General features: G+C 68.7%; 24 protein-coding genes. 14 read left to right on the top strand and 10 right to left on the bottom strand.

Translation table 11 applies throughout. The annotated features are described in order from the left end of the window. Position 1: 1 nt before the first annotated feature. Positions 2 to 1,600, bottom strand: a complete 1,599-nt coding sequence (locus LFM09_RS29325) for a hypothetical protein (protein WP_414099804.1) — start codon at positions 1,598 to 1,600, stop codon at positions 2 to 4. Between the two features lie 66 nt (positions 1,601 to 1,666). On the opposite strand from LFM09_RS29325, the gene LFM09_RS29320 reads away from it, so the two are divergent. Continuing rightward, entirely contained in the window at positions 1,667 to 1,915 is a 249-nt protein-coding gene (locus tag LFM09_RS29320; RefSeq protein ID WP_414099803.1) for a hypothetical protein, read from the top strand. Here LFM09_RS29320 and LFM09_RS29315 read toward each other — a convergent pair. Then, positions 1,904 to 2,923, bottom strand: coding sequence for a DUF2399 domain-containing protein (locus LFM09_RS29315; RefSeq protein ID WP_414099802.1), 1,020 nt, complete (start codon positions 2,921 to 2,923; stop codon positions 1,904 to 1,906). The two genes, LFM09_RS29320 and LFM09_RS29315, sit on opposite strands and share 12 nt — an antisense overlap. Positions 2,924 to 2,976: 53 nt before the next feature. Between LFM09_RS29315 and LFM09_RS29310 the strand changes: the two genes are divergently transcribed. Both LFM09_RS29310 and LFM09_RS29305 read left to right on the top strand, forming a co-directional pair. Next, positions 2,977 to 3,594 carry a TetR/AcrR family transcriptional regulator gene (locus tag LFM09_RS29310; RefSeq protein WP_414099801.1) on the top strand — a complete coding sequence of 206 codons (618 nt, stop codon included), beginning with the start codon at positions 2,977 to 2,979 and terminating at the stop codon, positions 3,592 to 3,594. Continuing rightward, complete coding sequence (locus LFM09_RS29305) at positions 3,591 to 4,331, top strand: maleylpyruvate isomerase family mycothiol-dependent enzyme (RefSeq protein WP_414099800.1); 741 nt, start codon at positions 3,591 to 3,593, stop codon at positions 4,329 to 4,331. The genes LFM09_RS29310 and LFM09_RS29305 overlap by 4 nt, the downstream gene beginning before the upstream one ends. On the opposite strand, the gene LFM09_RS29300 is transcribed toward LFM09_RS29305, so the two are convergent. The 3 genes from LFM09_RS29300 to LFM09_RS29290 are packed head-to-tail and all read right to left on the bottom strand — an operon-like array spanning position 4,328 to position 11,051. Then, positions 4,328 to 8,395: a TIGR02680 family protein gene (locus tag LFM09_RS29300; protein WP_414099799.1), complete on the bottom strand. Its 4,068-nt coding sequence runs from the start codon at positions 8,393 to 8,395 to the stop codon at positions 4,328 to 4,330. The two genes, LFM09_RS29305 and LFM09_RS29300, sit on opposite strands and share 4 nt — an antisense overlap. Beyond that, on the bottom strand, positions 8,392 to 9,582 hold the full coding sequence (locus tag LFM09_RS29295) for a TIGR02678 family protein (protein WP_414099798.1): 1,191 nt from the start codon (positions 9,580 to 9,582) through the stop codon (positions 8,392 to 8,394). Before LFM09_RS29295 ends, LFM09_RS29300 begins: the two co-directional genes overlap by 4 nt. Beyond that, a complete protein-coding gene (locus LFM09_RS29290; protein ID WP_414099797.1) occupies positions 9,579 to 11,051 on the bottom strand; it encodes a DUF2397 domain-containing protein in 1,473 nt (490 codons plus the stop codon). The genes LFM09_RS29295 and LFM09_RS29290 overlap by 4 nt, the downstream gene beginning before the upstream one ends. A gap of 72 nt (positions 11,052 to 11,123) precedes the next feature. Between LFM09_RS29290 and LFM09_RS29285 the strand changes: the two genes are divergently transcribed. Continuing rightward, positions 11,124 to 12,056: a cobalamin biosynthesis protein gene (locus LFM09_RS29285; RefSeq protein WP_414099796.1), complete on the top strand. Its 933-nt coding sequence runs from the start codon at positions 11,124 to 11,126 to the stop codon at positions 12,054 to 12,056. Here LFM09_RS29285 and LFM09_RS29280 read toward each other — a convergent pair. Genes LFM09_RS29280 through LFM09_RS29265 form a run of 4 tightly spaced genes read right to left on the bottom strand, consistent with a single transcriptional unit; the run spans position 11,964 to position 14,515 of the window. Further along, positions 11,964 to 12,788 carry an SURF1 family protein gene (locus LFM09_RS29280; RefSeq protein ID WP_414099795.1) on the bottom strand — a complete coding sequence of 275 codons (825 nt, stop codon included), beginning with the start codon at positions 12,786 to 12,788 and terminating at the stop codon, positions 11,964 to 11,966. The two genes, LFM09_RS29285 and LFM09_RS29280, sit on opposite strands and share 93 nt — an antisense overlap. Before the next feature lie 4 nt (positions 12,789 to 12,792). Then, on the bottom strand, positions 12,793 to 13,341 hold the full coding sequence (locus LFM09_RS29275; RefSeq protein WP_414099794.1) for a DUF1349 domain-containing protein: 549 nt from the start codon (positions 13,339 to 13,341) through the stop codon (positions 12,793 to 12,795). Positions 13,342 to 13,346: 5 nt separating this feature from the next. Next, positions 13,347 to 14,078 carry a fructosamine kinase family protein gene (locus LFM09_RS29270; RefSeq protein WP_414099793.1) on the bottom strand — a complete coding sequence of 244 codons (732 nt, stop codon included), beginning with the start codon at positions 14,076 to 14,078 and terminating at the stop codon, positions 13,347 to 13,349. Then, positions 14,057 to 14,515, bottom strand: coding sequence for a low molecular weight protein-tyrosine-phosphatase (locus tag LFM09_RS29265; RefSeq protein ID WP_414099792.1), 459 nt, complete (start codon positions 14,513 to 14,515; stop codon positions 14,057 to 14,059). Before LFM09_RS29265 ends, LFM09_RS29270 begins: the two co-directional genes overlap by 22 nt. A gap of 128 nt (positions 14,516 to 14,643) precedes the next feature. Between LFM09_RS29265 and LFM09_RS29260 the strand changes: the two genes are divergently transcribed. The 5 genes from LFM09_RS29260 to LFM09_RS29240 all read left to right on the top strand — a co-directional run bounded on the left by LFM09_RS29260 (position 14,644) and on the right by LFM09_RS29240 (position 17,919). Then, complete coding sequence (locus LFM09_RS29260) at positions 14,644 to 15,057, top strand: hypothetical protein (protein WP_414099791.1); 414 nt, start codon at positions 14,644 to 14,646, stop codon at positions 15,055 to 15,057. Between the two features lie 67 nt (positions 15,058 to 15,124). After that, complete coding sequence (locus LFM09_RS29255; RefSeq protein ID WP_030472678.1) at positions 15,125 to 15,331, top strand: hypothetical protein; 207 nt, start codon at positions 15,125 to 15,127, stop codon at positions 15,329 to 15,331. Between the two features lie 37 nt (positions 15,332 to 15,368). Continuing rightward, the gene (gene cobC, locus LFM09_RS29250; protein ID WP_414099790.1) at positions 15,369 to 16,364 is read left to right on the top strand and encodes an Rv2231c family pyridoxal phosphate-dependent protein CobC; all 996 of its coding nucleotides are present in this window, start codon (positions 15,369 to 15,371) and stop codon (positions 16,362 to 16,364) included. Further along, positions 16,361 to 17,185, top strand: coding sequence for a Nif3-like dinuclear metal center hexameric protein (locus LFM09_RS29245; RefSeq protein WP_414099789.1), 825 nt, complete (start codon positions 16,361 to 16,363; stop codon positions 17,183 to 17,185). The genes cobC and LFM09_RS29245 overlap by 4 nt, the downstream gene beginning before the upstream one ends. Further along, on the top strand, positions 17,182 to 17,919 hold the full coding sequence (locus LFM09_RS29240) for a zinc ribbon domain-containing protein (protein ID WP_414099788.1): 738 nt from the start codon (positions 17,182 to 17,184) through the stop codon (positions 17,917 to 17,919). Before LFM09_RS29245 ends, LFM09_RS29240 begins: the two co-directional genes overlap by 4 nt. Positions 17,920 to 17,947: 28 nt before the next feature. Here LFM09_RS29240 and LFM09_RS29235 read toward each other — a convergent pair whose 3' ends face one another. Next, positions 17,948 to 18,508 (bottom strand): hypothetical protein, encoded by a 561-nt coding sequence (locus LFM09_RS29235; protein ID WP_414099787.1) that lies wholly within the window; start codon positions 18,506 to 18,508, stop codon positions 17,948 to 17,950. A 278-nt stretch (positions 18,509 to 18,786) separates the two neighbouring features. Between LFM09_RS29235 and LFM09_RS29230 the strand changes: the two genes are divergently transcribed. The 5 genes from LFM09_RS29230 to LFM09_RS29210 form a co-directional block, all read left to right on the top strand. After that, positions 18,787 to 19,848, top strand: a complete 1,062-nt coding sequence (locus tag LFM09_RS29230) for an XRE family transcriptional regulator (protein WP_414099786.1) — start codon at positions 18,787 to 18,789, stop codon at positions 19,846 to 19,848. Then, a complete protein-coding gene (locus LFM09_RS29225) occupies positions 19,836 to 20,396 on the top strand; it encodes a GNAT family N-acetyltransferase (protein WP_414099785.1) in 561 nt (186 codons plus the stop codon). Before LFM09_RS29230 ends, LFM09_RS29225 begins: the two co-directional genes overlap by 13 nt. Positions 20,397 to 20,545: 149 nt before the next feature. Next, the gene (locus LFM09_RS29220) at positions 20,546 to 21,577 is read left to right on the top strand and encodes a hypothetical protein (protein ID WP_414099784.1); all 1,032 of its coding nucleotides are present in this window, start codon (positions 20,546 to 20,548) and stop codon (positions 21,575 to 21,577) included. 81 nt (positions 21,578 to 21,658) lie between these two features. Next, the gene (locus LFM09_RS29215) at positions 21,659 to 22,657 is read left to right on the top strand and encodes a hypothetical protein (protein ID WP_414099783.1); all 999 of its coding nucleotides are present in this window, start codon (positions 21,659 to 21,661) and stop codon (positions 22,655 to 22,657) included. Between the two features lie 275 nt (positions 22,658 to 22,932). Then, positions 22,933 to 25,926 (top strand): DNRLRE domain-containing protein (locus tag LFM09_RS29210; protein WP_414099782.1); only part of this gene is annotated, 2,994 nt, incomplete at its 3' end.

Raw genomic sequence — 25,926 nt, 5'->3', positions numbered from 1 at the left:
CTCAGCGCCAGGGTTGCCAGCCGTGGATCGGGGTGTGATCCGGACGGGTCTCGCCCCAGTTCCGGCTGCCCGGCGGCAACATGTGGTGCTCAGCGAGTCGCATCCGCCCGCGCACCCGCCACCAGTCGGCCAGCAGCAACGCCGTCAGCAGCACCGTGGTCGCGACGCCGATCCACACGTTGACGCCCCTGCCGGCGACGAGGATGAACATCCAGGCGAAGCTGCCGGTGATGGCCGCGGCGAGCAGTCGCCATCCGATGGCGGTGGTCGTGAGCGAGGTCGCGGCGATCCCGGTCGCCCGCCGCCTGGCCCAGTGGCGCAGGTCGCGCCATTCGTCGATCGACATCTGGGTGAGCGGTACCGGTGTCCCCCGGCGCGAGCGGATCAGCTCCGCGAGCTCACCGGCCTGCGTCACCGGCATGAGCCACTGCTGGGGTCCCGCCACCAGACGCAGCGTCGGAGCGTTGCCGACGAGCATCTTGAGGCCACCACCGGGCATCGGCCACAGCTCCGGATGCGGCGAGGTGCCCGGCTGTACCAGCGTGATGTCGCCGAGCCACATCGCCTGGTCGAAGACCTTGCCGTCTGGCGCCGTGCGGAACACCAGGCGGTCCCGCTCCACGAACAGCGACTCGCCGCCGCGTAGAGGCACCCGTACCTGAACCTCACGGCCGAGGCCGGAGCCCAGCAGGAACATCCGCCCGCCGAGGCGTCCCAGCGTCGGGCACAGCACCAGCAGGACGGCCACCCAGACGAATTCGCGGCTGCCGGCCAACCAGAACACGCTGATCGGCACCGAGAGGAGCGCCAACCGGCCCCAGAGCCAGGGCACGTTCCGGTTCAGCACCCACACCACGCCCGCGACGAGCGGTGCCGCGAGCATGAGCCGCGGGACGTCGGGGGTGGTGAGCAGCGCGATCTCGGGCAGCACAACGGTTCCGGTCAGCGCGAGGGTCGCGCCCACCAGCCAGCGCACCGCGAGCGAAGGCCCGGTGAGTGAAACCGCGGGTCCGTCCGCGGGCGTGGTGGGCGTGCCGATGGGCCGTGGTGCCTCACCGGCCTCGGAGTCGTTGTCGGCGGTGAGGACAGCGGCCGTCGGCGCGTCGGACAGGTTCGGCACCCGTGACCGCACCAGGGAGACGAACCGCTGCGGGTTCTCGACCGGCAGCACCTGATCACCCGTGGTGGTCCGCAGCACCACCACGTCACCCTGCGGAACGGGAAGGGCGCGACCGTCGTGCAGCGTGATCCACGGTGCCTCGCCGCTGACCGCCTGCCTGGTGCCGATGCCGATGAGATCGCCGAACCCGTACGTCAGGACGGGGGTCTTGTGCGGGGTGCCCGCGATGATCTCCAGGCCGCTGTCGGTGACCTCGATCGTGTCGACGAACCGGCCCTTGAAGTCGGTGCGCAGCTCGAACAGCACCTTGTTCGGGGCGCGCTTCGACACCAGGTGCACCAGGTACGTCACGACGAACGGAAAGCCGAAGAGGATTGGCATGTTGACCGCGGGCGACTTGCTGCCCACGACGATCACGGTGGTGATCGCGATGACGGCCGAGACGCCGAGAGCGACGAGCGGCCAGTGATGCGGTTTCACGGCCCACATCTTGGCGAGAACGAAGGATCAGCGCACGCTCAGGCAGCGGGCGTCATCGAGCGGCTGGTGAAACGCGGGTGGGTCACGCGCGAGCAGCCGCCGGACAACTGCAGGCTGGTTCACGCGGTGCTCACGTCAGAGGGCGAAGAGGCGTGCCAGGGGACCACCGCGCGGGTGTACCGGGCGGCGGTGGCCGACGAGTTCACGTCGTTGCTGAACGAGCGCGACCTCGCCGACCTGCGCCGGATCGGGCGCAAGCTGATGGAGGGGCACGGGCGGTGGGACGTCAAGCGGTTCGCGCGGTCAGAGGAGTGACGGCAGCACGTGCTCCTCGGTGACCATCAGGCCCGTGGTGGCCATGGTGTCGGCCAGGTCGGGGTCCCAGCTCGCGGTGTCCGGGCGGGTGTTCAACGTCGGCAGCTCGATGCCGCGCGCGATCAACGTGGCCACGGCGGCGCGGTAGTCGTGCGCTGACATCCGCCACGCCGTTCCGCCGGTCCAGGCGAGGATCTCGTTGGTCGTGCGGATGCCGTCCGGGGTGAAGTCGTTGTGGCAGCGGACGTTCTTGCCGTCGAGGTGATGCTTGGCCTGCGCGGTGAGGCCGTTCGGGAGCACCATCAACGGGCCGGGCACACCGGATTCGAGCAACCGCGGACTCCGCACGACGGTGATGTCCGACGCTTCGAGGGTGTCGTTCAACGTCAGGTAGCCCTGGGACGTCAGCACGGGGTTGCTGTAGGCGTCGGGGAGCACTCCTGAGCGTTCCCACTCGGTTCCGGCGAGAGCCAGCGCCTTCCCGACGATGCGGGTGAGCGGACGGCCGTCGTCCAAGTCGTTGCCCGCCAAGGCGAAGCGCGTCGTCCAGCGTCGCGGTTCGGGCGTGAGCCTCGCGAGGATCTGCGCGGCCTGGTTGGCGATCATCGGCAGTGCGGGCTGCGGGATCTTGCCGTACCTGCGGACTTGCTCGATCCACTCGGCCGCCCAGGGTGCGTGCAACAGGCCGTGCTCGCGCAACGCGAACTTCAGCACGGCGTCCGCGGTCGAGGCCTCCTCGGTCGTGGACAGGCCGATCGGCTTGCCGTGCACGGATTCCAGGACCTCGGGCAACGTGCTGCCGTGGGCGCGGAGGTGTTCGTCCAGGCGGGCCAGTGAGATCTGGCGGCGGGCCGGGTGCGCGATCGGCTTGCGCAGGATCTCGCCCAGAGCGGTCGCGGTGCTCGCGTCCTCGACGCGGAAGCTGAACGCCGAACGGCCGCCGCCCTCCATCGTCTCGCGCGCCAGGCGCCAGAACTCGGCCAGCTCGGGGCGGTCGTACTCGATCACGACCCCAACTTAGGCCTTGACAAGGCGAGACGGTGAGCGGACCGTACCTGACCATGAGCGTTCTGCCTAATCGTGATAGGCAAGCCGAACGGCGTGAGGCCACCCGAAGAGAGATAGTCGACGCCGCGTGGGAGATCGCGCGCCGCGACGGACTGGCCGCTGTCACGTTGCGCGAGGTAGCGGCCATGATCGGGATGCGCTCGCCGTCGCTGTACTCGCACTTCGACTCGAAGAACGCGATCTACGACGCGATGTTCGGCCAGGCCTGGACGGTCTTCCTGGCCCAGGCCGAGCAGCACTTCGCAAACCTTCCGGAAGCGCCGCGCGAGGCGTTGCTGGCGATGGCGCGTCACTTCTTCGACTTCTCGGTCGCCGACGTGGCCCGCTACCAGCTGATGAACCAACGCGCCATCCCCGGCTTCGTGCCGTCCGAGGCCGCCTACGCCCCGTCGGTCGAGGTCATGGCCCTGCTGCACCAGGCGATGGGCCGGCTCGGCATCACCGACCCCGCCGACGTCGACCTCTTCCTGGCACTCGGCGGCGGCCTGCTGGATCGGCAGTTCGCCAACGACCCCGGCGGCGACCGCTGGACCGCTCAGCTTCCCCGCGTGATCGACATGCTCGCCGACGACCTCGACCTTCCCGGACCTCCGCTGAGGAGCAGAAGATGACCGCCGCACTGGCCACGAAGCCCCGCACGGCCGCCCTCGACCGCGACACCGCCATGCGCCTCGCGACGACCGAGTACGAACGGTTCCTCGCGCTGCTGCAGGGCCTCACCCCCGACGACTGGGCGAAGCCCACCGACTGCCCGGGATGGGACGTGCGTGCGATGGCAGCGCATCTGCTCGGGATGGCGGAGATGTCCGCGTCGATGCGGGAGAGCCTGCGCCAGGTCAAGGCCGCCCAGTCCCGCGACGGGGTGTTCATCGACGAGCTGACCGCGTTGCAGATCGAGGAACGCGCGCAGATGACGCCCGCCCAGATCGTCTCCCGCTACGCCGAAGTGACCCCGCGCGCCGTGAAGGCGAGACGCCGCACGCCGTGGTTCGTGCGCGGGCGGAAGATGCCGGGCACGCAGCTGATCAACGGTCGCCACGAGGAGTGGACGCTCGGCTTCCTCACCGACGTGATCATGACCCGCGACCCGTGGATGCACCGGGTCGACATCTCGCGGGCCACCGGTGCCCCGATGGTGCTGACCGCCGACCACGACGGCGTGCTCGTCGACGACGTGGTCCGCGAGTGGGCAGCGCGGCACGGCAGGCCGTTCACCCTCACGCTCACCGGGCCGGCGGGCGGTACCCGGGGCTCCGACGGCCCGGAGCTGGAGTACGACGCCGTCGAGTTCTGCCGTGCGCTGTCCGGCCGCGGAACCGCCCCGCTGGACACCGAAGTGCCCTTCTAGGGGTCGATCCGGTCCAGCGCCGCGCCGTCCCACGTCGTCTGCGTGCACGCGACGCCACGGCCGTTCTTGGGCCGCAGGACGTCGAAGATGTGCATGCGCGGGATCTTGTCGGAGACGCCCCAGCCGCTCGGCCAGGTGATCACCCAGTCCATGTCGAGGTCGACCAGCAACCCCAGCATGCGGGCGATGGTCGGGTCGTCGAGCCGTTCGAAGGCCTCGTCCAGCAGCACCAGGCGCAGCGGGTCGAACTCGTCGCTGACCGCGTCGTAGAAGCTCGCGGCGGCCGCGAACAGCGTCACGTACGAGATCAGCCGGGTCTCACCGGACGAGAGCTGGCGCAGTCGCCGTTCGCGCGGGTTGCCGTCCGGGCCGGTGTCGGCGACGGTCACCGTGAACTGGTGCCACGTCCGGTAGTCCAGCGCCCGCGACAGGATCTCCGCGTAGCCGCCGGAGTGCGTGTCGCGCTCGTTCTCGATGCGCTCGGTGAAGACGCGGCGCAGCGTGGCGTCCTGCTCGGGCGTGCGTTCGCCGAACGGCAGCCGCACCAGCGCAAGCGCTTGCCTGGTCTGGTCGTCGAGGGCGCTGGACGACTTCCAAGCCAGCTTGACGTGCACGCCCTGGCTGGAGCGTGCCTGGCCGAGCACCTCGTTCATGCGCTTGGTGAGGTCCTCGGCGACGGTGATCTGGCCGCGCAGCCACTCGGCCAGGTCGCGGATCAGGTAGTCGGCGAAGATGCCCTGGTACTGCTCGTCGAGGAACCCGCGCTGCTCGGCCAGCTTCGTGGTGACCTGGCGGGCGGCGACGGCGACGGGCTTCGCGCCCTCCTCGCCGGTCACGGTCACGGTGAGCAGGCCGGCGTGCTGTTCGGCGGCGATGTCGTGGCTGCCGGCCAGTGAGGTCTGCAGGGCCTGGAGCTTGGCGATCACGGTCGCTTCGGTGCCGCCGCGACGGTCGCCCGCCTCGGCGATGGCCTGACGCACCAAGGACTCCTCCGGGACCTCCTGGAACGCCGCCGCCAGCAGGCCGGGTGCCTTCAGCGTGGCCTGGAAGTTGCCGGTGGCGCGTTGCAGGGTCTCCTCGGCCTCGGCGACCTGCGTGGAGTTGGTCTCCAGCAACGCTTCCAGCTTCGCGGCCTGCTCACGCGCGGTCGTGATGCTCTCGCGCACACCCTTGAGGTCCTCGCGCATCTTCTTGCGCGACTTCTCCAACGAGGTGAGCTGCTCGCTGATCTCCTTGGCCTCGCCGCCGACCGCGTCGGTCAGCTCGGCCAGCGTCCCCGCCTGAGCCGCGTAGTCGACGCACCGGGCGTCGGCGTCGGTCTCCGCGGTCTGCCGGTCCGCGACGGCCTCGTGATAGCGGTGCGAGGCGTCCGTGAGGTCGGAAATCGTGCCCTGGCAACGCCTCTTCACCGCGTCACCGAGCAGGTCGGCCGTCCGCTGGGCCTCCGAAGCCGCTGCCTGGGCCTGCCGGAGTGCCTCGGTGTCGCTCGGGAGACCGGCGTCGCCTGCCTGCCGGGTGAGTTCCGACCGCGCCGCTTCGAGCCGCGAATTGGCGTTCTCCAACGCATCGCGCAGCTCGAACGTGCGCTGCTGCGACCGTGCCGCGGACTCCTCGGCGGCCTGGACGCGGCTGTGCTTCGCGATCAGCTCGCTGTCGCCGGGGAACGCCGCGACGTGCGCCTCCCAGGTGGCGACGTGCTCGTGGGCGCGGGCCAGTTCGTCCTCGGCGGTACCGAGTTGCGTGCGTAGCTCGGCCAGTTCCTCTTCCAGGGCAGCGATTCGGCGGCCGCGGGCGGCTTCCCGTGCGCCCGCACCGATGAACTCGGCCTCCGGCTTGGTCCAGCGTCCGCTCAGCACGCCAGTCCGCCAGTCGCCGGTGGTCGTCATGTCCTCCAGCGACACGGCCCGCAGCAGATCCGCGACAAGCGACTCGGGCACCGCCGACCCCTCAACGGCCGGCACCAGCAACTCGGCCAACGACGGCCCACCAACCGCCTCTCGCGGCACCGCGAACACATCGCTCGGGGTGCCATGAGGGTGACCTTCATGAACCTCACGTTCATGAAGGTCACCCTCATGGCAAACCCAGGCGTCTAGGAGGCCGCTGGCCTGGAGTGCGGACTCCAGGCCGGCCCGCTCGTCGTCGGTCAGCGACGGCGCGAAATCCACCAGCCGGTAGAAGGGCGCCCCAGCAGCCGAGTCCCGCTTTGCCGACGTGTACTGACCTGGCACCGGCACCCGCTCGTTGCCCGAGCGCAGGCCGACGAGCTCCTCGTCGAGGGTGTCGAGGCGAGCGCGGAGCTCGGTGCGCTGCTGTGCGAAGGCGTGCGCGGCGTCGCGGGCTGCCTGGACGAGAGGCCCGACCCACTCGCGGGCCGTGCCGCTCAGGGCTTTCGCGGCGGCAGGATCAGGGGTTTGGGGCAGCGCCAACGCATCCGCGGGGCGTTCGTCGAGCAGCGGGCCGCTCGACGTCCACGCCTCGACCTGCTCCAGCCAGGTCTGCACGACCTCGGCCAACTCCTGCAGTTCCTGGTTGCGCAGCGCGGTCGACTCGGTCGCGCCGTGCTGGGCGTCGCGGGCCTTCTGCCGCAACGACTCCACCTCGCGCTGCTGCGAGTCCAGGGCCAGCGCCTGCTCGTGCAACGACAGCGCGAGCGCACCTCGTTGGCGCGCAAGGGAAGCGATGCCCGTGGTCTGGTCGACGACGGACGCCAGCGCGGCCAGCACGTCCTCCGTCGCGGCGGCAGGCGGCACACGGCGTTCGATCGGCAGCGGACCGGCCTCGGGATCCGGCTTGGCGCGCACCGAGTCCGTGGTCACGGTCGCCTCGGCGGGCGGGACCTGCGGCACGTCCGGCGCGAGGTCGCTGTCCATGCCGGCCAGGCGCAGGTTCTCGCGCAACGGGTCGCTCAACGCGTCGGCTGCTTGAAGGTCTTCGGCGAGGCGGCGCAGCAGACGCAGGACGTTGTCGACCGAAGCGTCCTCCTGGGCGCGCTGGCGGTGGGCCGTCTCCAGGGCCGCCACGGCAGAAGAACGCTTCTCCGCCACCAGGTTCTCGCGCGTCTTGAGGTCCTGCAGGTCGCGGAACGCCGGCAGTTCCTTCAGCGCCGCGATGGTCTCCTCGGCCTGCTGCTCGCCGGTCTCCATGTCGACAAGTGCCTGCTCGGACGCCGCGCGTTCCACGCGCGTGAGGTCGAGCTCCTGGGTGAGCTTCGACTGCTCGCGCTGAAGCTTCGCCACCGACTTCTCGGCCGCGTCCAGTCGTTCGGAAGCGCTGCGAAGCCCGCCGAACGCGTAGTCGCTGTAGGTCTTGAGGAACGTGCTCAGCGCACTGTCCGCAGAGGACAGGCGCACGATGTTCTCGCGGATCGACTCCAGGTCGTCGAACGACGTCGCGAGCTGCTCGACCATCGCCTGGTCCAGCGGCGGCAGGGCGTCGCTGAGGATCTGCTCCAGCTGCCCTTCCAGCACCTTCAGGCCGACGTCCGGGTTGCGCAGCGTCCGCTGGAGGTGCAGCAGGTCCGGGTAGCGCGCGGCCGGCACGCCGTAAACGGTCTCGGCGATCTTCGCGCGGAACGCCGGCTCCTCGAACATGCAGTCGGCGCCGATGAGGTCCCTGAGCTGCGCAGGGCCGTGCGGGACGCGCTCGGGGCCCGCGAGCTGCAGTTCCGTGCCGACGCGCATGGGCGTGACGAACCGCCACGAGTCCGTGATCGCCTGCGAGGTCTTCGACGCCTTCACGCCGAGACCGCAGGTCAGGTACTCGTTGCCCGAGTGGTCAGCGGCCTCGCGGATCAGCTCGACCCACGCGTAACCGATGCGGTTCGGGCCGCCGTCGTAGTCGTCCAGCATGAGGCGCCGGATGCTGACCGTGTCGAAGCCCTTCGAGCCGAGCTGGCGCAGGTCGCCGTCCAGGCACAGCGGCAGCAGCAGCTCCAGCGTGCGGGACTTGCCGGAACCGTTGGTGCCCTGGAAGATCGCGCGGCCGCCGGAGAAGTCGAACGTCTGCTCGGTGTACTGCCAGATGTTGACCACGCCACCACGATGTAGCCGCCACCTGCTCATGAAACGTTCTCCTCGTCGAACAGGGACCAGCTCGGTACTTCGGGCACCACAACGGGTTCCGGTTGTTCTCGCTCGGGATCACCGTCGGGGGACGGCAACCAGCGGTGCGCGGCCGCGCTGATGGACCAGCCGTCTTCTGCCGGTACGGCCAAACCCATGCGGCGCAACAGTTCTCCGACCTCGGCCACGAGCCGGTCGAGGTCGTCGGTGAACTGCTTCGACCACGCCGCGGGGTAGTCCTCGACCAGTTGCGCGCAGACCTCGCGGATCCGTTGGGTGGCAACGACATGCCGTGCGTGCGGGTCTTCGTCCTCGCTGTCCAGCAGGTCGGGCAGCGCGAGCAACGCGATGCGCGCGACCGTGGACACGCCGGGGAACGACAGGTCGGTCAGGAAGTCCTCGGGGTCGGCGGCGAGCACGCCCTCGACCCGGCACTCGGTGTAGAGGCCGAACGCCTGCTCCAGCAGCGCGGTCTCCTTGCGCTGGTTGCGCCGCAGCCACTCCGCCTGGTCGTCCGGCAGGTCCGCGTACAGCACCAGCGGCGTCTCGACGAGCTTGCGCCGCACCGCGTGCTCGACGCCGCGAGGGCCGGGGCGGGCCGCCAGTTCGACGAGGTGAGCGGGGCTCTGGGCTTCGCCGACCGGGCCCGTGACGAGCTGGCCCAGCAGGTCGGTGTCGATCGTGATCAGCGCTTCCTGGGGCAGCACGTCCTGGGCGACCGAGCCTTCGGTTTCCTGAAGCACGCCAAGGGAAACGAGGTGGCGCAGGGCCGCGGTGAGCGCACGTCGTTCGGTGACGTCGTCCGGTGCGTCGATGCCTGCTTCGACTGCGGCGGAACGGATGTCGGCGACGAGCCTGCTGAGCAGCGTCTGGCGGCCGATGCCGGTGAGCACCGCGAGGGTGAGCGCCAGGTAGGCGTAGCCGCGCGGGGACATGCTGAGCACGCCACGCGTGTCGTCGTTGCCAGGACCGGACTTGTAGAGCCGGGCGAACCGGCGTTCCACGACCAGCCGGTAGCCGAGCAGGCCCGCGAACAGGTCCTGGAGGACTGCCCGGTGCCGGTAGACGAGGCTGAGGAGCTCGCCGTCGGGGCCGTCGCTGCGCAGGAGTGGCCTGCGCAGCAACGTTCGGGCGCACCGCACCACGTTGGCGGCGTCGATGTCGGAGAGGTTGTCGAGTTGGTTCATTGCTTCAGGGCCACCGTCGCGTCGTGCAGGGTGAGCGTCCCGGCGGCGGACTTGATCTGCGTTGTCGTGCCGTGGGCGATTTCGAGTTTGAGGCCGCGCACGGGGTCGCTGGCCGATCCGCTGTCCTGCGGCGAGTCGCGCTGAGCCATCGCGAGCGTCAGCAGCTCGCAGAAGACCTCCAGCGCGCCGTGCGTCAGCGTGGTGTTCTCCAGGTTTCCGGCGGCCTTGGTGAGCTCCGCGACGTGCCGCGCCCGGATCTCGTCGGCCTCCCGCGCCTCCGCGAGCAGCGACTGCTCGGTCATCGGGTCGTCGAGGATCCTGGACGGCCTGCCGCGCGCGCCCCGGTCGCCTCGGCTGCGGACTGACACCGTCACGTCGCAGACCGGGCCGTCGCGCCACGGCGTGCGTTCGTTGTCCGAGTCGTGTTCCGGCGCGGGGGAGAGGTGGCGCGCGCTGTAGAGCCCGAACGCGGCCGCGTAGATCTCGTGCGCTTCTTCCCGGGTCGAGTTGTCGAACCAGCTCGCGAGTTTCAGCAGCTCAGCGCGGCGTCCGGGGAGCAGGCCGCCGCCGGAGGTCGCTCGCTTCACGCTGGCCAGGAGGCTGCCGATCGCGCGGGCCGTGGCTTCTCTGAGGGCTGTCACCTGGCTCGGACGGCCGGGACGGTCGACGAACCAGTCCGTCAGCTCCTGCCAGTCCTCCGGGGTGCGGCCGCGGGCCCGTTCGACGCTCGCGCCCAGGTCGGTGCTGAGCAGGCGCAGGAGTTCGGTGCGGGCCTTCGTGAAGCCGGCCAGGGCTTCGGCGATCGGGGGCGTGTACTTCAGGACGTCCTCGACGACCCGCTGGATGTACTCGACCAGGAGGTTCCGGAAGCCCGCGATCTCGTCCGGCGCCAGGTGGTTCCGCGTGACGACCTGGCCGAGGTACGCGTAGAAATCGCGGACGGTCGCCGCGAGCTCGGCGTGCTGCAGGAACAGGGTCGTGACGCGTTCGGCCAGGAGCTCTTTTGTCTTGTCGCCTTCGTTCAGCAGCGCGACTGAGAGGGATCCACCCAGCTCGTTGAGGCCGCGTTCGATGGCGGGGAGGAGTTCTCGTGAGACCTCGCGGGCGCCTTCCGGGACCCTCAGCAGCTCGTCGACGTCGCGTTGGACGCGGACCGCGAGCTTGGAGACCTGGTACCGGACGCTGCCGTGCTGGAACTCGGCGATGCTGGCCGCCACGACCTCCCGGCGGCCCTGGACGAGGTTGCCCCACTCGACCAGCTGCTTGAGGCGGTTGATGACGTTCTCGATGCGGCTCTCGCCGGGTTCGACTCTGCCTTCGCGCTCCTGCCCGGCGAGCGCTCCGGCGACCTCGCCCGCGGACAGGTCGGCCAGCAGCGTGGAGGTGAACAGCCGCATGATCGCCAGGTACGTGCGCTGGTGATCGCGCGCGTCCAGATAGGCGTACAGCTTCAGCCGCTTGTGCTCCACGACCGGCCACCCTAATGCGCGCGCTTCGGTGATGCGGCGCTACCGTGCCTACTTCGAGCCGGGGAGGATGCCGTGGGCGCGGGTCGCGCGTTGGGGTTGTTGCTGGGCGTGGCGGCGGACGCGGTGTTCGGTGATCCACGCCGATTTCACCCGGTAGCGGCATTCGGCACGGCTGCTTCGGCGCTGGAGAAGCGGGTGTACGCCGACTCCCAGGCCGCCGGAGCGGTGTATTCGGCCTGTTTGGTGGGCGGGACCGTGGCCGCCGGCGTGGCGGTGGAACGGCTGGCTCGTCGTCACTGGCTGCTGCAGACGGTGACCACCGGGCTGGCGACCTGGGCGGTGCTGGGCGGTCGCTCGCTCGCGGCCGAGGGCACCTCGATGGGGCGCGAGCTGGCCGAGGGCGACGTCGAGGCGGCTCGTTCGCGCTTGCCCAATCTGTGCGGCCGTGACGCTTCCCGACTGGACACGTTCGGGCTGGCGCGCGCGACCGTGGAGTCCGTGGCCGAGAACACCTCGGACGCCGTCGTGGCGCCTCTGGTGTGGGGTGCTCTTCTCGGCGTTCCCGGGCTGGTGGGGTACCGCGCGGCCAACACGCTGGACGCGATGGTCGGGCACAAGTCCCCGCGCTACCTGCGTTTCGGCTGGGCGTCGGCCCGGTTGGACGATCTTTTGAACCTGCTGCCCTCGCGGCTGGCGGCTCTTCTGACGGTCGGCGGCGCTCCGGTCGTCGGCGGGTCCGCAACGCAAGCGTTGGAGACGTGGAGGCGGGATGCCTCAGCGCACCCGTCGCCCAACGCCGGCCAGGTCGAGGCGGCGTTCGCGGGTGCCCTGGAGATCCGTCTGGGTGGCCGCACGGTCTACTCGCACGGCGTCGAGGAGCGCCCGGTGCTGGGCCACGGCCGCAACCCGGACTCAGGTCACGTGACGCGTGCCGTGGAGCTGTCCCGCGTCGTCGGCTTCTCCGCTGCTCTCGTCAGCGCCTTCGTCGCTCTCTTCCGCAAGTAGCTCGGCGATCGACTTCTTGCGCTTCTTGGTTCCTTCGTGCAGCACGCCACCCGGCCGGGCCTCGCGAATCGTGAAGTACAGCCAGCCGCCGACCGCCATGACCCCGAACGCGATCCACTGCAGCGCGTAGGAGAAGAACGGCCCGGACTCCAGGCGCGGCAGGGGCAGCGTGTCGAGCGCGCCGGGCTGCTTGTCGTCGAGCAGCTGGAAGTAGCCGGGCTCGATGCCTTGGCTGATGGCGTTGTTGTTGATCGAGTAGATCTGCCGGCGGCCGTCCTGCTCGAACGCGGGCTGCGCGTTCGACTCGTTCGGCCTGGCCAGCCCGATGATCGTGACCTCGTCGGCGGGCGGGCTGTCGAACGTGGGCGGCTTGATGCCGTTGACCGGCCGCACGTAACCGCGGTCGATGAGCACCGTCTGGCCGTTGGTCGTCTTGAACGGCGTGATGACCTCGAACGCGGCCTCGCCCTGGACCGTTCTGAGTCGCGCGAGCGCTTCGAGTTCGGGGACGTAGCGGCCCTTGAGCTCGACCTTCTGCCACTCGTCGTGCTTCCCGGTGTATGCGGCCGGGTCGCTCTTCAGCGACTTGGTGATGGCGGAGTTCTGCGCCTGGCGCTCGTCGTTGCGGCCGAACTGCCACGGGGACAGGAAGTAGATGCAGGCACCCGCGAACACCCAGACGGCCAGGGTCAGCGCCAGCCAGCCCGGCTTGAGGAGGAACTTGAACCGCACGACTTCACGGTAGTTGCGTGAGCTGGACCTCGTGGAACTGGGTCACGAACCCCGCACCCTCCGGGCTCGCAGCCATGATCCCGACCTTGGTCTCGATCTCCGGCGGGAAGTACCCCTTGCGCAGCAGCTTCGTCGGCTCCTCCCCGTCTACGCCGTACTTGACCCACACCGCGTCACCCCGGCGTTCCGCGCTGATCGTGAACCGCTCGAACTCGCCGGCGAGCGCCAGGTTCCAGTCCGAGAACCCACGCGTGACAACCGTGCTGGCCTGCCGTTTCCCGTCGAACACCTCGACCCCGGCCTTGATCCAGTTCTCCCCGTCGATCACCAGCCCGACGCCCGCGTGGTCGTACTGCGCCGCGTACTCACCGCTGAACGTGGCGGTGATGGTGAAGTCGCCGGCCAGCGTCGTGCCGTAGAGGTGGCCGTTGTCGCGGATGATGCCGTTGCCGGTCAGGCGCCAGAAGTCGCTGTTGGGGTCGGCGTGCACGGTCAGGGGCTCGGTCGACCACTTCCGCGGCTCGTTGAGCCACGTCCACCCGGTGAGGTCCATGAACCTCATCCTCGCAAAGCGGCACGCCCGGCGGCGATGGCTTCGGATCGGTATCCGCCGCCGAACAGCACGGCGTGCACGAGCAGCGGGAACAACTGGTGCAGCTTCACGCGCTCACGCCAGCCGTCGGCCAGAGGCGCGACCTCCTGGTAGGCGCCCAACACGTGATCCAGGAACGGGCAGCCGAACAGCTGGAGCATCGCGAGATCGCTCTCCCGGTGCCCGCCGTGCGCGGCCGGGTCGATCAGCCACACCTGGTCGTCCGCACCCCACAGCACGTTGCCGCTCCACAGGTCGCCGTGCAGCCGGGCGGGCGGTTCGGCCGGGCCCGCCAGCGAGTCGATCCGCGCGCACACCTCATCCAGATCAATGCCGGCCATGCGTGCGTACGGCTGGATTCGCTGTGAGGCGAACCACTCCGGCCACGACGGCGCGGGTTCGTTGATCATCGGCGCGGTGCCGATCGTCGCCTCGCGTGGGCCGCCCGGCGGTGGGGCGCCGAACGCGGGTGCGCCGGCCAGGTGCAGCGCGGCCAGGCGGCGGCCGAAGATAACGGCCGCCTGAAGATTTGGCGTGCCGTGCGGGATCTCGTCGATCACCAGCGCGCCGCCGTCAGACGAGTGCACGCGCGGAATCGGCGGCCCGCCCGGGACGCGCAGCCAGCGCAGGCCGGCCGCCTCGGCAGCGGTGGCCTGCGGTGACTGGTGCTTCGTCCTCAGAGCTGCTCGCGAACCCACGCGATCAGCCCCGGCATCGCCGCCTCGATCATGACCAGCACTTCCTCGAACCCGGACCGGTCGCCGTAGTACGGATCCGGCACGTCGACGCCGTCCGCGTCAGGGTCGAACGAGCGGAGCAACCTGATGCGATCGGGATCGGCCATCCGGCGCAACGCGCGCAGATGGCCGGAATCGAGGGCCACGAGCAAGTCCGCGTCCAGGTGCAGATCGGAGACCTGTGCGGCCACGTGGTCGGTCGGATATCCGTTGTCCGCCAACGTCTTCAGCGCTCGGGCGTCGGCCGGGTCGCCCACGTGCCACCCACCGGTACCGGCGCTGGACACCTCGACGAAAGGCGACAATCCTTCCCGGATCAGCCATTCTCGGAAGACGAGCGCTGCCATGGGGGACCGGCAGATGTTGCCGGTGCAGACGAACGAGACGTGGACCTGCATATCGCGCAGCCTAAGGGATTTGGTTACGGAAATCGTCCGACCGAGTGGCGTTTGCGCACCCTGGGTAACGGGACCGGGACAGGGCTCGACGGACTGGCCGACCTGGCCGGACCACTTTGGAGTTCACGATGACGTTCGCCGCGCGGTACCCGAACAACAAGAACGTGCAGCTGGCGGCCGGTGCGATCGTCGTCATGTCGGCGCTCGCCGCTTGCGTGCCGCAGAAGGGTGCCGCACCTGCGCCGTCTTCGGTGATCACTCCTGCGCCCGTCGAAACGACCACTTCCGTCGCGCCCCCACCTGCTACCGCAGTGCCGACGACCTGCACCGTTCCGAACGTGGTCGGCATGGTGCACCAGTACGCTCAGGACACGATGCAAGCAGCAGGTCTCTACATGCTGCTGGAACAAGATGCGACGGGCCGTGGTCGCATGCTCGTGCTCGATCGAAACTGGGAGACAACGGCGCAAAGCGTGCCCGCCGGCCAGGTCGTCGACTGCACCACAACGATCACCTTGTCGGCCAAGAAGATCGGTGAATGACCACCGCCACACGGTAACGCTCAACCCTTGTCGCAAGATGTACGGACAAACGACATGGAGGCCGCCCATGCAGACAGGTACCGACGTGCCCCCGCAACGGGAGATCATCGGGTGCACCGACGCCCTCGGGCGCCGTCGTGCGTTCGAGGTGTACCTCAACGAGAAGGGTCGCGTCTGCTTCCGCACCCCGCCCGGTGAGTCCGCGCAGCTCGACGCTTTCCAGCTGGACGAGCTGATCAGCCACCTCACCGAGCTCCGCCGCTACATGCAGTGACGCGCCGGTCTGAGCTGGTCGCCTAGAATCCCCGGCGATGACCAGCCCGGACCTGCGCCACCACGGTGACGTCGACGCCGCACCTGGCCTTGCCGACTTCGCTGTCAACGTGCGGGTGCCGCACCCGCCCGACTGGCTGCGCGCAAGGCTGGCCGCGGCGCTCGACGACCTCGGCCGTTATCCGTCGAGGCACGCTGAGGAACGCGCTCGTGAGGCCGTCGCACGCCGTCACGGGCGCGAACCTGATGAGGTTCTGCTGCTCAACGGCGCCGCGGAGGGCTTCGCGCTGCTGCCGAAGCTGCGGCCGCGCCGGGTCGCGATCGTCCACCCCGGCTTCACCGAGCCCGAAGTGGCGTTCCGCGATGCCGGAATTCCGGTGGAACACGTCCTGCTCGACGGCGACTTCCGGCTGAGAACCGTCGAAGCGGACGTCGATCTCACCGTCATCGGCAACCCGACGAACCCCACGTCGGTGCTGCACGCCCGGAACGACCTCAAGAAGCTGCCCGGCAGGCTCGTGGTCGACGAGGCGTTCATGGACGCCGTCCCCGGCGAACCGGAATCTCTCGCGCACGACGAGGACGTCCTGGTCCTGCGCAGCCTCACCAAGACGTGGGGTCTGGCGGGACTGCGCGCCGGCTACTTCCTCGGCGACCCCGACACTCTCCAACGACTGGCGCACGGCCGCCCGCACTGGCCCGTCGGCAGCCTCACGCTGGAAGCGATCACCGCGTGCTGTGAGCCGGCAGCGCTCGAAGCCTCACACCGATTCGCGCAAGAAGCCGAAGAGCACGCCGCCTACGCGACCCAACAGCTCGGCGACCTCGTCGTGGTCCCGCCAAAAGCCCCGTTCCTGCTGGTCAGAGCACCGAAGGGGGCGCGGGAGGCGTTGCGGGACAAGGGGATCGCGGTGCGCCGGTGCGACACGTTCCCAGGTCTCGACGACACGTATCTGCGCGTGGCGATCCGGCCGCCGGAGGAGTTCGCGGTGTTCGTGGACGCGCTGCGGGTAGTGATGGAGGAAGCGCAGTGAAGCTCGCCGACGTGATCGTGGCGCTGGAGACCGCGTATCCGCCGAAGACCGCCGAGAAGTGGGACGCGGTGGGCCTGGTCTGCGGCGATCCCGAGGACGAAGTGACGAAGATCCTCGTCTGCGTGGACCCGACGCAGTCCACTGTGGACGAGGCGATCGAGAGCGAAGCGCAGCTCGTGCTCGCCCACCACCCGTTGCTTCTCAGGGGTGTCAACGGTGTTCCGGCCGACGACCCCAAGGGTGCGTTGGTGCACAAGCTGATCCGGAACGGTGCCGCCTTGTATTGCGCGCACACCAACGCGGACAGCGCTCTGCCGGGCGTGTCCGACGCGCTCGCGAAAGCCATCGGTCTCACGGTCACCGGCCCGCTCGAACCATCGGAGCAGGGCGACACCGGCCTGGGCCGCATCGGCGAGCTCGAACGACCGGAGCCGCTCAAGGACTTCGCCCGACGAGTGGCGAACGCCCTGCCGGTCACGGTGCAGGGCGTCCGGGCGGCAGGAGACCCGGAACGCCTGATCAAGCGCGTCGCGGTGTGCGGTGGAGCGGGCGACAGCTTCCTGGACACCGTCAAACGGGCCGGCGTCGACGCCTACGTGACGGCCGACCTGCGCCACCACCCGGCGAGCGAGCACATCGAGGCCGGCGGGCCCGCGCTCGTGGACGTGGCGCACTGGGCCAGCGAGTGGCCGTGGTGCGAGCAGGCGGCGGAGATCCTGCGCGCGGCCTTCGGCGGTAGGGTCGACGTACTCGTCTCCACCCGCCGGACCGATCCGTGGACAGTCGGGGCGACGAGCGAAGCAGCAGGAGGACATGCGTGAAAGCCGATCCCGCAGTGCAGCGCAGGCTGCTCGACCTGGCCGAGGTCGACGCCGAACTGGCGCGTGTCACCCACCGTCGCCGCACGCTGCCCGAGATCGCGGAGATCGCCGCCGCCGAGCAGCTGGTGCGCACGAAGCAGGACGCGCTGGTCGCCGTCGAGACGACGCTCGGCGACCTCGACCGCGACCTGAAGCGCCAGGAGACCGAGATCGACCAGGTGCGCGCCCGCGGGGAGCGCGACCGCAAGCTGATGCAGTCCGGCTCGGTCGGCGCCAAGCAGCTCACCGACCTCGAACACGAGCTCGCCACCATCCAGCGCCGCCAGGGCGTTCTCGAAGACGACCTGCTGGAGCTGATGGAACGTCGTGAGGCCGTCGAGGCGGACACCTCGTTCGCCCGCGTGGAGCTCGACAAGGCCCGCGAGGCCCTGGAGGGCGCCACCAGCCGCCGCGACACCGCGCTCGCGGACCTGGAGTCGACCGAGACCAGGCGCACCGCCGACCGTTCCGTGATGGCCAAGGGCTTCCCGGACGACCTGCTGAAGCTGTACGACCGCCAGCGCGAGCAGCGCGGCATCGGCGCGGCCCTGATCCAGTCACGGCGCTGCGGCGCGTGCCGGATCGAGCTGGACCGCAACGCGGTGTCGAAGCTGAAGGAGGCCGCGGCCGACGAGGTCGTGCGCTGCGAGGAGTGCGGCGCCATCCTGGTCCGCACCTCGGAGTCGGGCCTGTAGTTCCGCGACTGACCCGCGGTCACGCGGGTCAGCTCGCCAGGTCGCCCCTGACCTCGCCCGGTACGTGGACCCACCCCAGGTAGCCCTGGCCGGCCACCTCCAGCTCGATCGACGGTTCGAAGCTGGCCGCGTCGATCCCGACGTACCCGTGCCTGATCACCGACCGGTGGAAGTGCTCGGACACCACGAGCACCATCGGGGCCGCGGTCGCGTCGAGCCGCGCCTTGAGGTCGAGGTGGTCGAGCAGCCGGATGGTGACGTCGATGTCCTCGCCGAAGGTGCCTCTCTCGTCGAAGACGACGTCACCGGAGTGGATCGCGACCCGCAACCGGAAGCTGTGCTCCTGCTCGGCGTTGTGCGCCTCCAGCAGTTCGTTCAGCCGCGGCACGAACGTGTCGAGCAGCCGAGTCTTGGGCACCAGGTCCGACGGGTGCACCAGGGCCATCACCCCGTCGCCTCTGTCGAACTGCTCACGAAGGTCCTCGGTGATGCCGCAGTCCAGCATCGCCCGTTCGAACAACGCGTACATGTCGTTCCGAAGCCACGCCTTCGCGGTGTTGTTCTGAGACGTGGACCGTTCGATGTCCACGGCCACAACGGTGCGTTGTCGCGGTTGGATCGACGACAGGGTGGTGATCATGGCGCCCCCCGCCTCTCCTGACCCTGGTTAACCCCAAAACTTCAGTAAATTTCAGTTGATCTAGATTAAGGTCTATACTTAGCTTAAGGGTTCGCTTGAAGATGAATCAATACCCTGGAAGGTGGGGAGAACCCAGGGATGTCTAAGCTGATGTTCAAGGGTGAGTGCGGTACTGTTTGAACAGGTCTGCAGGGTCCAAATGAAGTTCAGCTGAAGGACGTGATGACGTGAACTCCGCTGAAGGCCCGTCGTTGCTGCTCGCGCGGCGACTCCGGTCACTGCGGAAGAAGGGCTTGGGCGGCGAGGCGATCACGCAGGAGCAGCTCGCCGAAGCCATGGGGGTGAGCACGCCCCTCATCTCCTCGTGGGAGAGGCTGAGCGAACCTGTTCTCCCACCGCAGCACCGGATCGAGGCGTACGCGACGTTCTTCGCGAGCGTGCGTTCGGTCGAGCTCCGGCCGTACCGCCTGGTCGAGCTCACGGACGCCGAGCAGGTCCAGCGGAAAACCTTGCTGCGCGAGCTCTCGGACCTGCGTGACAGTGCCCTGGGAGAAACACCTGCCGACTCGGGCGCGTCGGCCGCCGACGACCTGTGGCGGTTCGCTCCCGATCAGGACATCACGATCGTCTGTTCCGAGCTGCCCGCGGAGCATCTCCAGAAGCTTCCCTACAGCTCTCCGGAGGACCCTGACTACGTGAAGCTCTACCGGTACGCCGATCTCGACGCGTTACTGGAGCTGCACGGCTACCTCCGCGCCGTGAACCCCGCGAGCAAGGTGGAGGTCCGCGGGCCGTCCTCGATCGCCGACAACGAGTACTCGAGCCACCTCGTGCTGCTCGGAGGCGTCGACTTCAACCGGGTCACCGCGGACGTGCTGGCGATGCTGGACCTGTCGGTGGAGCAGCTGGGGCGTGAGGACGACGCCGACCCCGGTGCGTTCCAGGTCGTGGACGGCGGCGAGACGAAGCTGTTCAAGCCGCGCCTGCGGAAGGTGAACGGCAAGGACGTGCTCGTCACGGACGTGGCTCACTTCTACCGGTCGCCGAACCCCTTCTTCGCCGAGCGGACGGTCACCATCTGCAACGGCATGTACCAGCGGGGAACTTTCGCCGCGGTCCGCGCCCTGACCGATTCGCGGTTCCGTGAACGCAACCACGCCTACGTGCGACACCGCTTCCAGGGCAACGACACGTTCAGCATCATGAGCCGAGTGCGCATGGTGCCGGGCAACGTCGTGACGCCGGACTGGGCGAACCCTGAACACCGACTTCACGAATGGCCGACGTGACTCCTACCGCACTCCTTCCCGCGCGCCGTGACGCGCCCGTCGCCCTGGAGATCCGGGCGGCCAAGCAGACGGACATCAAGGCTCTGGAGCGAGATCTGGGGCAGGCCAAGTTCTTCGCTGATCGCCTGAAGCGTCAGCGGAAGGGCAAGGGCCTCCTGTTGGTGGCGTGGGATCGCAAGCGCGCGATCGGTGTCGCCTACCTGTGGTGGGAGGTCGCCGACGAGCCGGAGATCCGGGAGCACCTGGCGGGAGTGCCGCTGCTCACCCATCTGGAGGTCTCCGCCGATTACCGGTCGCATGGCATGGGTACCAAGCTGATCCACCGCGCCGAGGTCGAACTGGACCAACGCGGGTACGCCAGGGTCGCGCTGGCTGTTGAGGTCAACAATCTTCGGGCGAAGGAGCTGTACTCTCGGCTTCGCTACACGGAATGGGAGCACGGCACGGTGAAGTGCCTTCCGTTCGACGACGGCACGCCGCAAGCCGTCGAGATCTGCAACGTGATGGTCAAGCGGCTGAGGGGCGTGGCACCGTGGAGGAACCGTTAGACGTGAGGGTCCCGGCCGGTCGCCGACCGAGCCGAATCTCCGCCTATCACCACGGTTCTCACCGCAGACTCCTCAGCTCACCGAGATCGCACGCGCTACCCGCGCACGTCGACGCGATCATCGTGCCGACCCACCGCAACGCTCACGCGGTGGAGCCGGCCATCAAGCTGGCCGCCGACCTGGAATGCCCGCTGCTCGTGCTGTGCAGCGGGTGGTCTTCCGCGGCGGAGGTCGCCGCACTGGCGGAGTCCAGCGACGTCGAGCTCATCGCGATCGACGTGACCGACCTCCCCACCGGTCTGCTGCCGAGATTCCGGACGTCGGAGTTGTTGGAGGGCACCAAGTTCGCCCCCACGACCGACATCAGCCTCAAGCGCAACCTGGGCATCCTCTTCGCTCACATGGCCGGCTGGCGCAGGATCGTCTTCCTCGACGACGACATCACCGTTCCCGAGCCGGTGGACCTCCGCGTGGCAGCGGGTTTGACCGACACCTACGCCGGCGTCGGCCTGGCGATCACCGGACATCCGGACAACTCGGTGGTGTGTCACGCATATCGGCGCGCAGGCGGACTCCAGGACGTCTTCATCGGAGGCGGTGCGCTCGCGGTGGGGCGGGAGTCGATGTGGTCGTTCTTCCCCGCGATCTACAACGAGGACTGGTTCTTCCTGCTCGACAGCGACGGCCTTCGCCCCACCGCGGTCACCGGGCGGGTGACCCAGAAGCCGAACGATCCCTTCTCCAGCGCGCGTGCCAGGACCGAGGAGCTCGGCGACTGCCTCGCCGAGGGGCTCTTCTGGTTGCTCGACGACGGCAAGTCGATCAACGACGCCGACGCGACCTACTGGTGCGAGTCGCTGCGCAGGCGAGCGGACTTCATCACCGAGGTCCTGGACATGGTCAGCAGTCAGATCACCGACCGCTACCAGCGCTCGAAGATGCTGAACTCGGTGCTGGCGGCGCGAGGCCGGTGCCTGTCCATCAGCCCGGAGCTGTGCGAGGACTACGTCCACGCCTGGAAGGCCGACCGGAACCGGTGGCAGCGGCACCTGACCCAGTTCCAGTTGATCAGGAGGCGCGGCCGGCAGTCGCACGGACCCGGCGAGGTGCTCGCGTTGCTCGGCCTGACCCCGATGGCGGAGCACCTGCCGAGACAGGTGCCCATCGCGGTCGGCGTCTGAATGCCGAATTCGCATTTGTAGGGGACGTGTAGAGAGGTTCCGTAGCTTTCCTCCCGTTGTGAAGTGTCTCGGGAGGTAGACATGCGCAAGGCCTTGTCCCTGGTCGCCGCCGCCACGATGGCGATGTTGGCGCTGAACGCCCCGGCGGCCTCTGCCGCCACGAGCGTCACGTTCCAGCCCCAGTCCGTACTCGGTCCGGGTGTGCCGAAAGACGGTTCCAAGACCGACCAGAACGTGGTGGCGCTCGGCTCTGTCACGCTCGACGTGACCGCCACCCAGACCGCACACGTTTCCGCGGTCATGCGGGTGAACAACGCGACCATTCGCACGTTGTTCGACAACGAGATCGTGTGCAAATGGGTGGGCGGCAGCAAGAACACCGTGCTGGGCCAGAACGTCTACCAGAAGGGCAGCGGAAAGCCTGAGTGGGAGGACGTCACGCTGACTGCGAGCCAGCTCGTGCACCCCGGCGTCGCGGCCCGCGTGACCTGCACCGCGTTCATCCGCACGGCCTCGCTGGGCTGGGAGGACTCGACGGTGAGCCTGGTCGGCGGCTCGATGCGGATCACCCCGGCGGGCACCGGCAAGCCGATCCAGAGCGTCGTCCCGGCCGGGTTGCTGAAGGTCGACGGGTCGAACCCCATCGTGCGCCAGCCGTCGTTGCCGATGTTCGACGTGGCCGCCGGCGCGAACAACCTGGACGTGGTCGCCGACGTCGAATACCTGGTCTGCCACACCATCAGCGCGTGCGACAAGTCGAATTCGTCCAAGGCCTCTTTCACGCTTTTCGTGAACCAGTGGAAGGCTGACGGAATGCTTTGCCGCACCGATTCCAAGAGTGTCACCCTGGACGTTCCTTACTACGTCCACCACGTCGTTGTTCCGCTGAACAACAACGACGTCCCGATCCAGAAGGCCGACGGTTGCGTCCCGCGATTCAACGCTTACGTGATGGTGAAATGGCTGGGTGGTGAAACGGGCGCGGTGCAGGGCACGGCGAACAACCTGACCGACGGCCGCGGTTCCACCGGAAGGCACGACTCGGACATGAGCGCTGTTTACGCGGTCCCCGCCGTGTGATTCAGGGGTGGGCGAGGCGCTGTTCTTGATCTTGTGGAGCTGGTCACGAGCAGCNCGTCGAAGGCGCCGCGATAGTCCTGCTGATCTGCAGCCATGCCGTGATGTTAGTGGCGGCAGGTGGTTCGAGGGCGAACGAAGCGCTGTTCATGATCTTGTGCAGGTGGTTCGTGAGACCGGCCTCTTGCCTTCTTGTCGTCAGGCATGCATGCTTCCGCCGAGTTTGAAACGGATCGCGGGTTGTCGGGGGGCACGCGCGGACGCCTGGGGGCACCACCATGACTCGCGCTTCAAGAGCGCGCGGCTTTGGTCTGCGCACATTCCTGGTCACGACGGCGATGGTGCTGTCGGGACTCCACATCCCGATCGCCACAGCGGCTCCTGACTGCGTCGACGTTCAGCAGACACCGCAGGCCGCCAGTGACATGGCGAAGCGCTGCGACCTGCGCGTGGAGATCTACTCGCACCGGTCCGAGACCTCGCAGACCTTCGCGAACCCCAAGGGCGGGTACACCACCGAGGAGTCGGTCGAGCCGCGGTTCGCCCGCCAGGCCGACGGTTCGTGGTCTCGCGTCGACACGACTCTGCGTGCCAACGGCAAGACGGTGAAGCCCGCTGCTGCCGTGCTGCCGATCGAGTTCTCCGCGGGCGGCGATGGACCGGCCGCGAAGCTGCGTGATGGCGACCGCGAGGTCTCGATCACCTGGCCGTACGGAGCGCTGCCCAAGCCGGTGCTCTCCGGCGCCGAGGCCACGTACCCCGAGGTGCTGCCCGGTGTCGACCTCAAGCTGACCGCCTCCTCGCAGGGCTTCTCCCAGTTCCTGGTGGTGAAGAACCGCGAGGCGGCGAAGAACCCGAAGCTCGCCAAGGTCAAGTTCGCCTTCGGCACCAAGGGCGTGACCGCGCACGCCAAGGGCGGTGGCCTGGAGGCCAAGGACTCGGCCGGCAAGGTCGTGTTCAACTCGCCCACGCCGCTGATGTGGGACTCCGGCCAGGACGCCGTGGCGCACGTCGGTGTGCTGTCGAAGTCCGCGGTGGAGTCCAAGAAGAAGCGCACCGCGACGATGCCGGTGAGTGTTCAGAACGGTGAGCTGACCGTCACTCCGGACACGAAGCTGCTGGACGAGGCCCAGTACCCGGTCACGATCGACCCGTCGTGGACCGGCCGTGTGCAGGACAACGCGTGGACGCTGGTCTCCAGCAAGAGCGGGCACGAGGGCAGCGCGTTCTGGCAGGGCCGCAACAACCAGGGCCAGGACTACCTGAGCGACACGGGCACTTACGGTGCCGCTGGAACCGGTCGTATCTGCGACAGCGTCTCGTCGTCCGGCGCGTGCCTGAGCGCGCAGTACCACGTGCGTTCGTACTTCCGGATGGACACCTCGGCGGTCAAGGGCAAGCAGGTCACCGGCGCGTCGTTCCGCATCGAGCAGAAGTGGGCCTTCACCTGCAACAACGGTGGCTCCAACGCCACCGTGCGCACCGTGGGCGGTTTCGACGGCGGCACCACCTGGAACAGCCAGCCGGCGTGGTTCGACGACAACTGGCGGTGGTCGAGCCCGGCCAACCGCAAGGTCGGCGCGGTGCACGGCTGTGCGGGTCCTGGTGACGTCGAGTTCAACTTCACCGGTGTCGTCCAGCACGCGGCGAACAACAACTGGCACAACGTATCCGTCGTCCTGCACGTGGACGAGAGCCACGTCAACTACTGGAAGCGCTTCAACGCCGGCAGTGCCGTGCTCGCCATCGACTACAACTCGATCCCGAACCAGCCGGACCAGACCACGGTGGACGGCAAGGGATGCGCGACTGGTGACGCCCGCCCGGTCGTGCCGACCGCGACGCCGACGATCCGCGGCCGCGTCAGCGACCCCGACGGTGCGGACACGATGACCGCCCGCTTCGAGTGGCGCCGCATCCGCCCCAACGGTTCCCGCGCGACGGTTGCTCACATCGACAACTCGCCGTGGGGCAACGGAACCACCGCCGAGTACACGGTCCTCAAGCCCGACACCCTGCCCAACGGTGTCGTGGAGTGGTCCGACAACCTGGTCGGCACCGGCGACTGGAACAACGACGGCAAGACCGACCTGTTGATCCGCGACCTCGACGGTTACCTGTACGTGCTGCCCACTGTGGACACCCCGGAGGGCAGGAGGTCCGGTGACCGCGTGGAGATCGGCTGGGGCTGGAACGGTTTCACGATCGCCGGTGTCGCCGACTGGGACAACGACGGCAACCTCGACATCATCGCCCGCTGGGACGACACGGGTGACCTCTACCTCTACCCCGGTGACGGCAAGCTAGGCCACTCGGAGCTGGGGCGTGTGCTCATCGGCTGGGGCTGGCGGGGTTTCACCTACGCCGGTGTCGCCGACTACGACCGCGACGGCAACGAGGACACGATCGCCAGGGACCCCGACGGCGTGCTCTGGATGTACCCCGGTGACGGCAGGCGCCAGCCTCCGCAGACGGAGCGGATGTCGCTGGGCTGGGGCTGGAACGGCTTCACCTACGCGGGTGTCGCCGACCGCACCGGTGACGGCGCGCCGGACATCTTCGCGTACTGGGAAGCCGACGGGACGATGTTCCTGTACCCCGGCAGCGGTACCCGTGCGCCGTACACCGGTGACCCGGGCCGTTACGTGATCGGCTGGGGCTGGCAGGGCTCGACCCCGCGCACCATCAAGGACCTCGACAGCGACGACGGTTCCACCGACATCGTCGCCCAGGTGCCGTTCTCCTCGGACTGGTTCTTCTACCCCGGTCGCGTCGGCACCGAACCCGGTCCGGACAGGCGGACCATGGCGGGCCGCGGCATGACCACCGGCAACTACGAGTACCGCATGACGGCCTCCGACGGCCGTGCGTGGGGACCGGCGTCCGGCTGGTGCGAGTTCGCCGTCGACCGCGTCGCGCCCGACGCACCGACGTTCAGCTCTTCCGTTTACAAGGACAAGTCAGCGGGTTGCCCGGCCGAGGGCTGCGGTTCGCTCGGCATCGCGGACACGTTCACGTTCGCCAGCACCTCGACGGACGTCGTGAAGTACAAGTGGGGCTTCACGGATTCGCCCTCGATGGTGACCCCGGCGGGCACCCCGGTCCGATGGACCCCGCCGTCGCACGGCTCGAAGACGTTGTTCGTGGACGCCATCGACAAGGGTGGTCTCGCGACCCGTTCGACGTTCCAGTTCACCGTCGCGGGCGCGAAGCCCAACGAGGCGTCCTGGTTCAACGGTGACGACCCGGCGTTCGACGGCACGGGCAACGGT

It is taken from the genome of Lentzea alba, assembly GCF_047445655.1.
Lineage (GTDB): Bacteria > Actinomycetota > Actinomycetes > Mycobacteriales > Pseudonocardiaceae > Lentzea > Lentzea alba_A.
The sequence above is the reverse complement of the archived record's forward strand: the minus strand, read 5'-3'. Positions and strand labels throughout refer to the sequence as shown.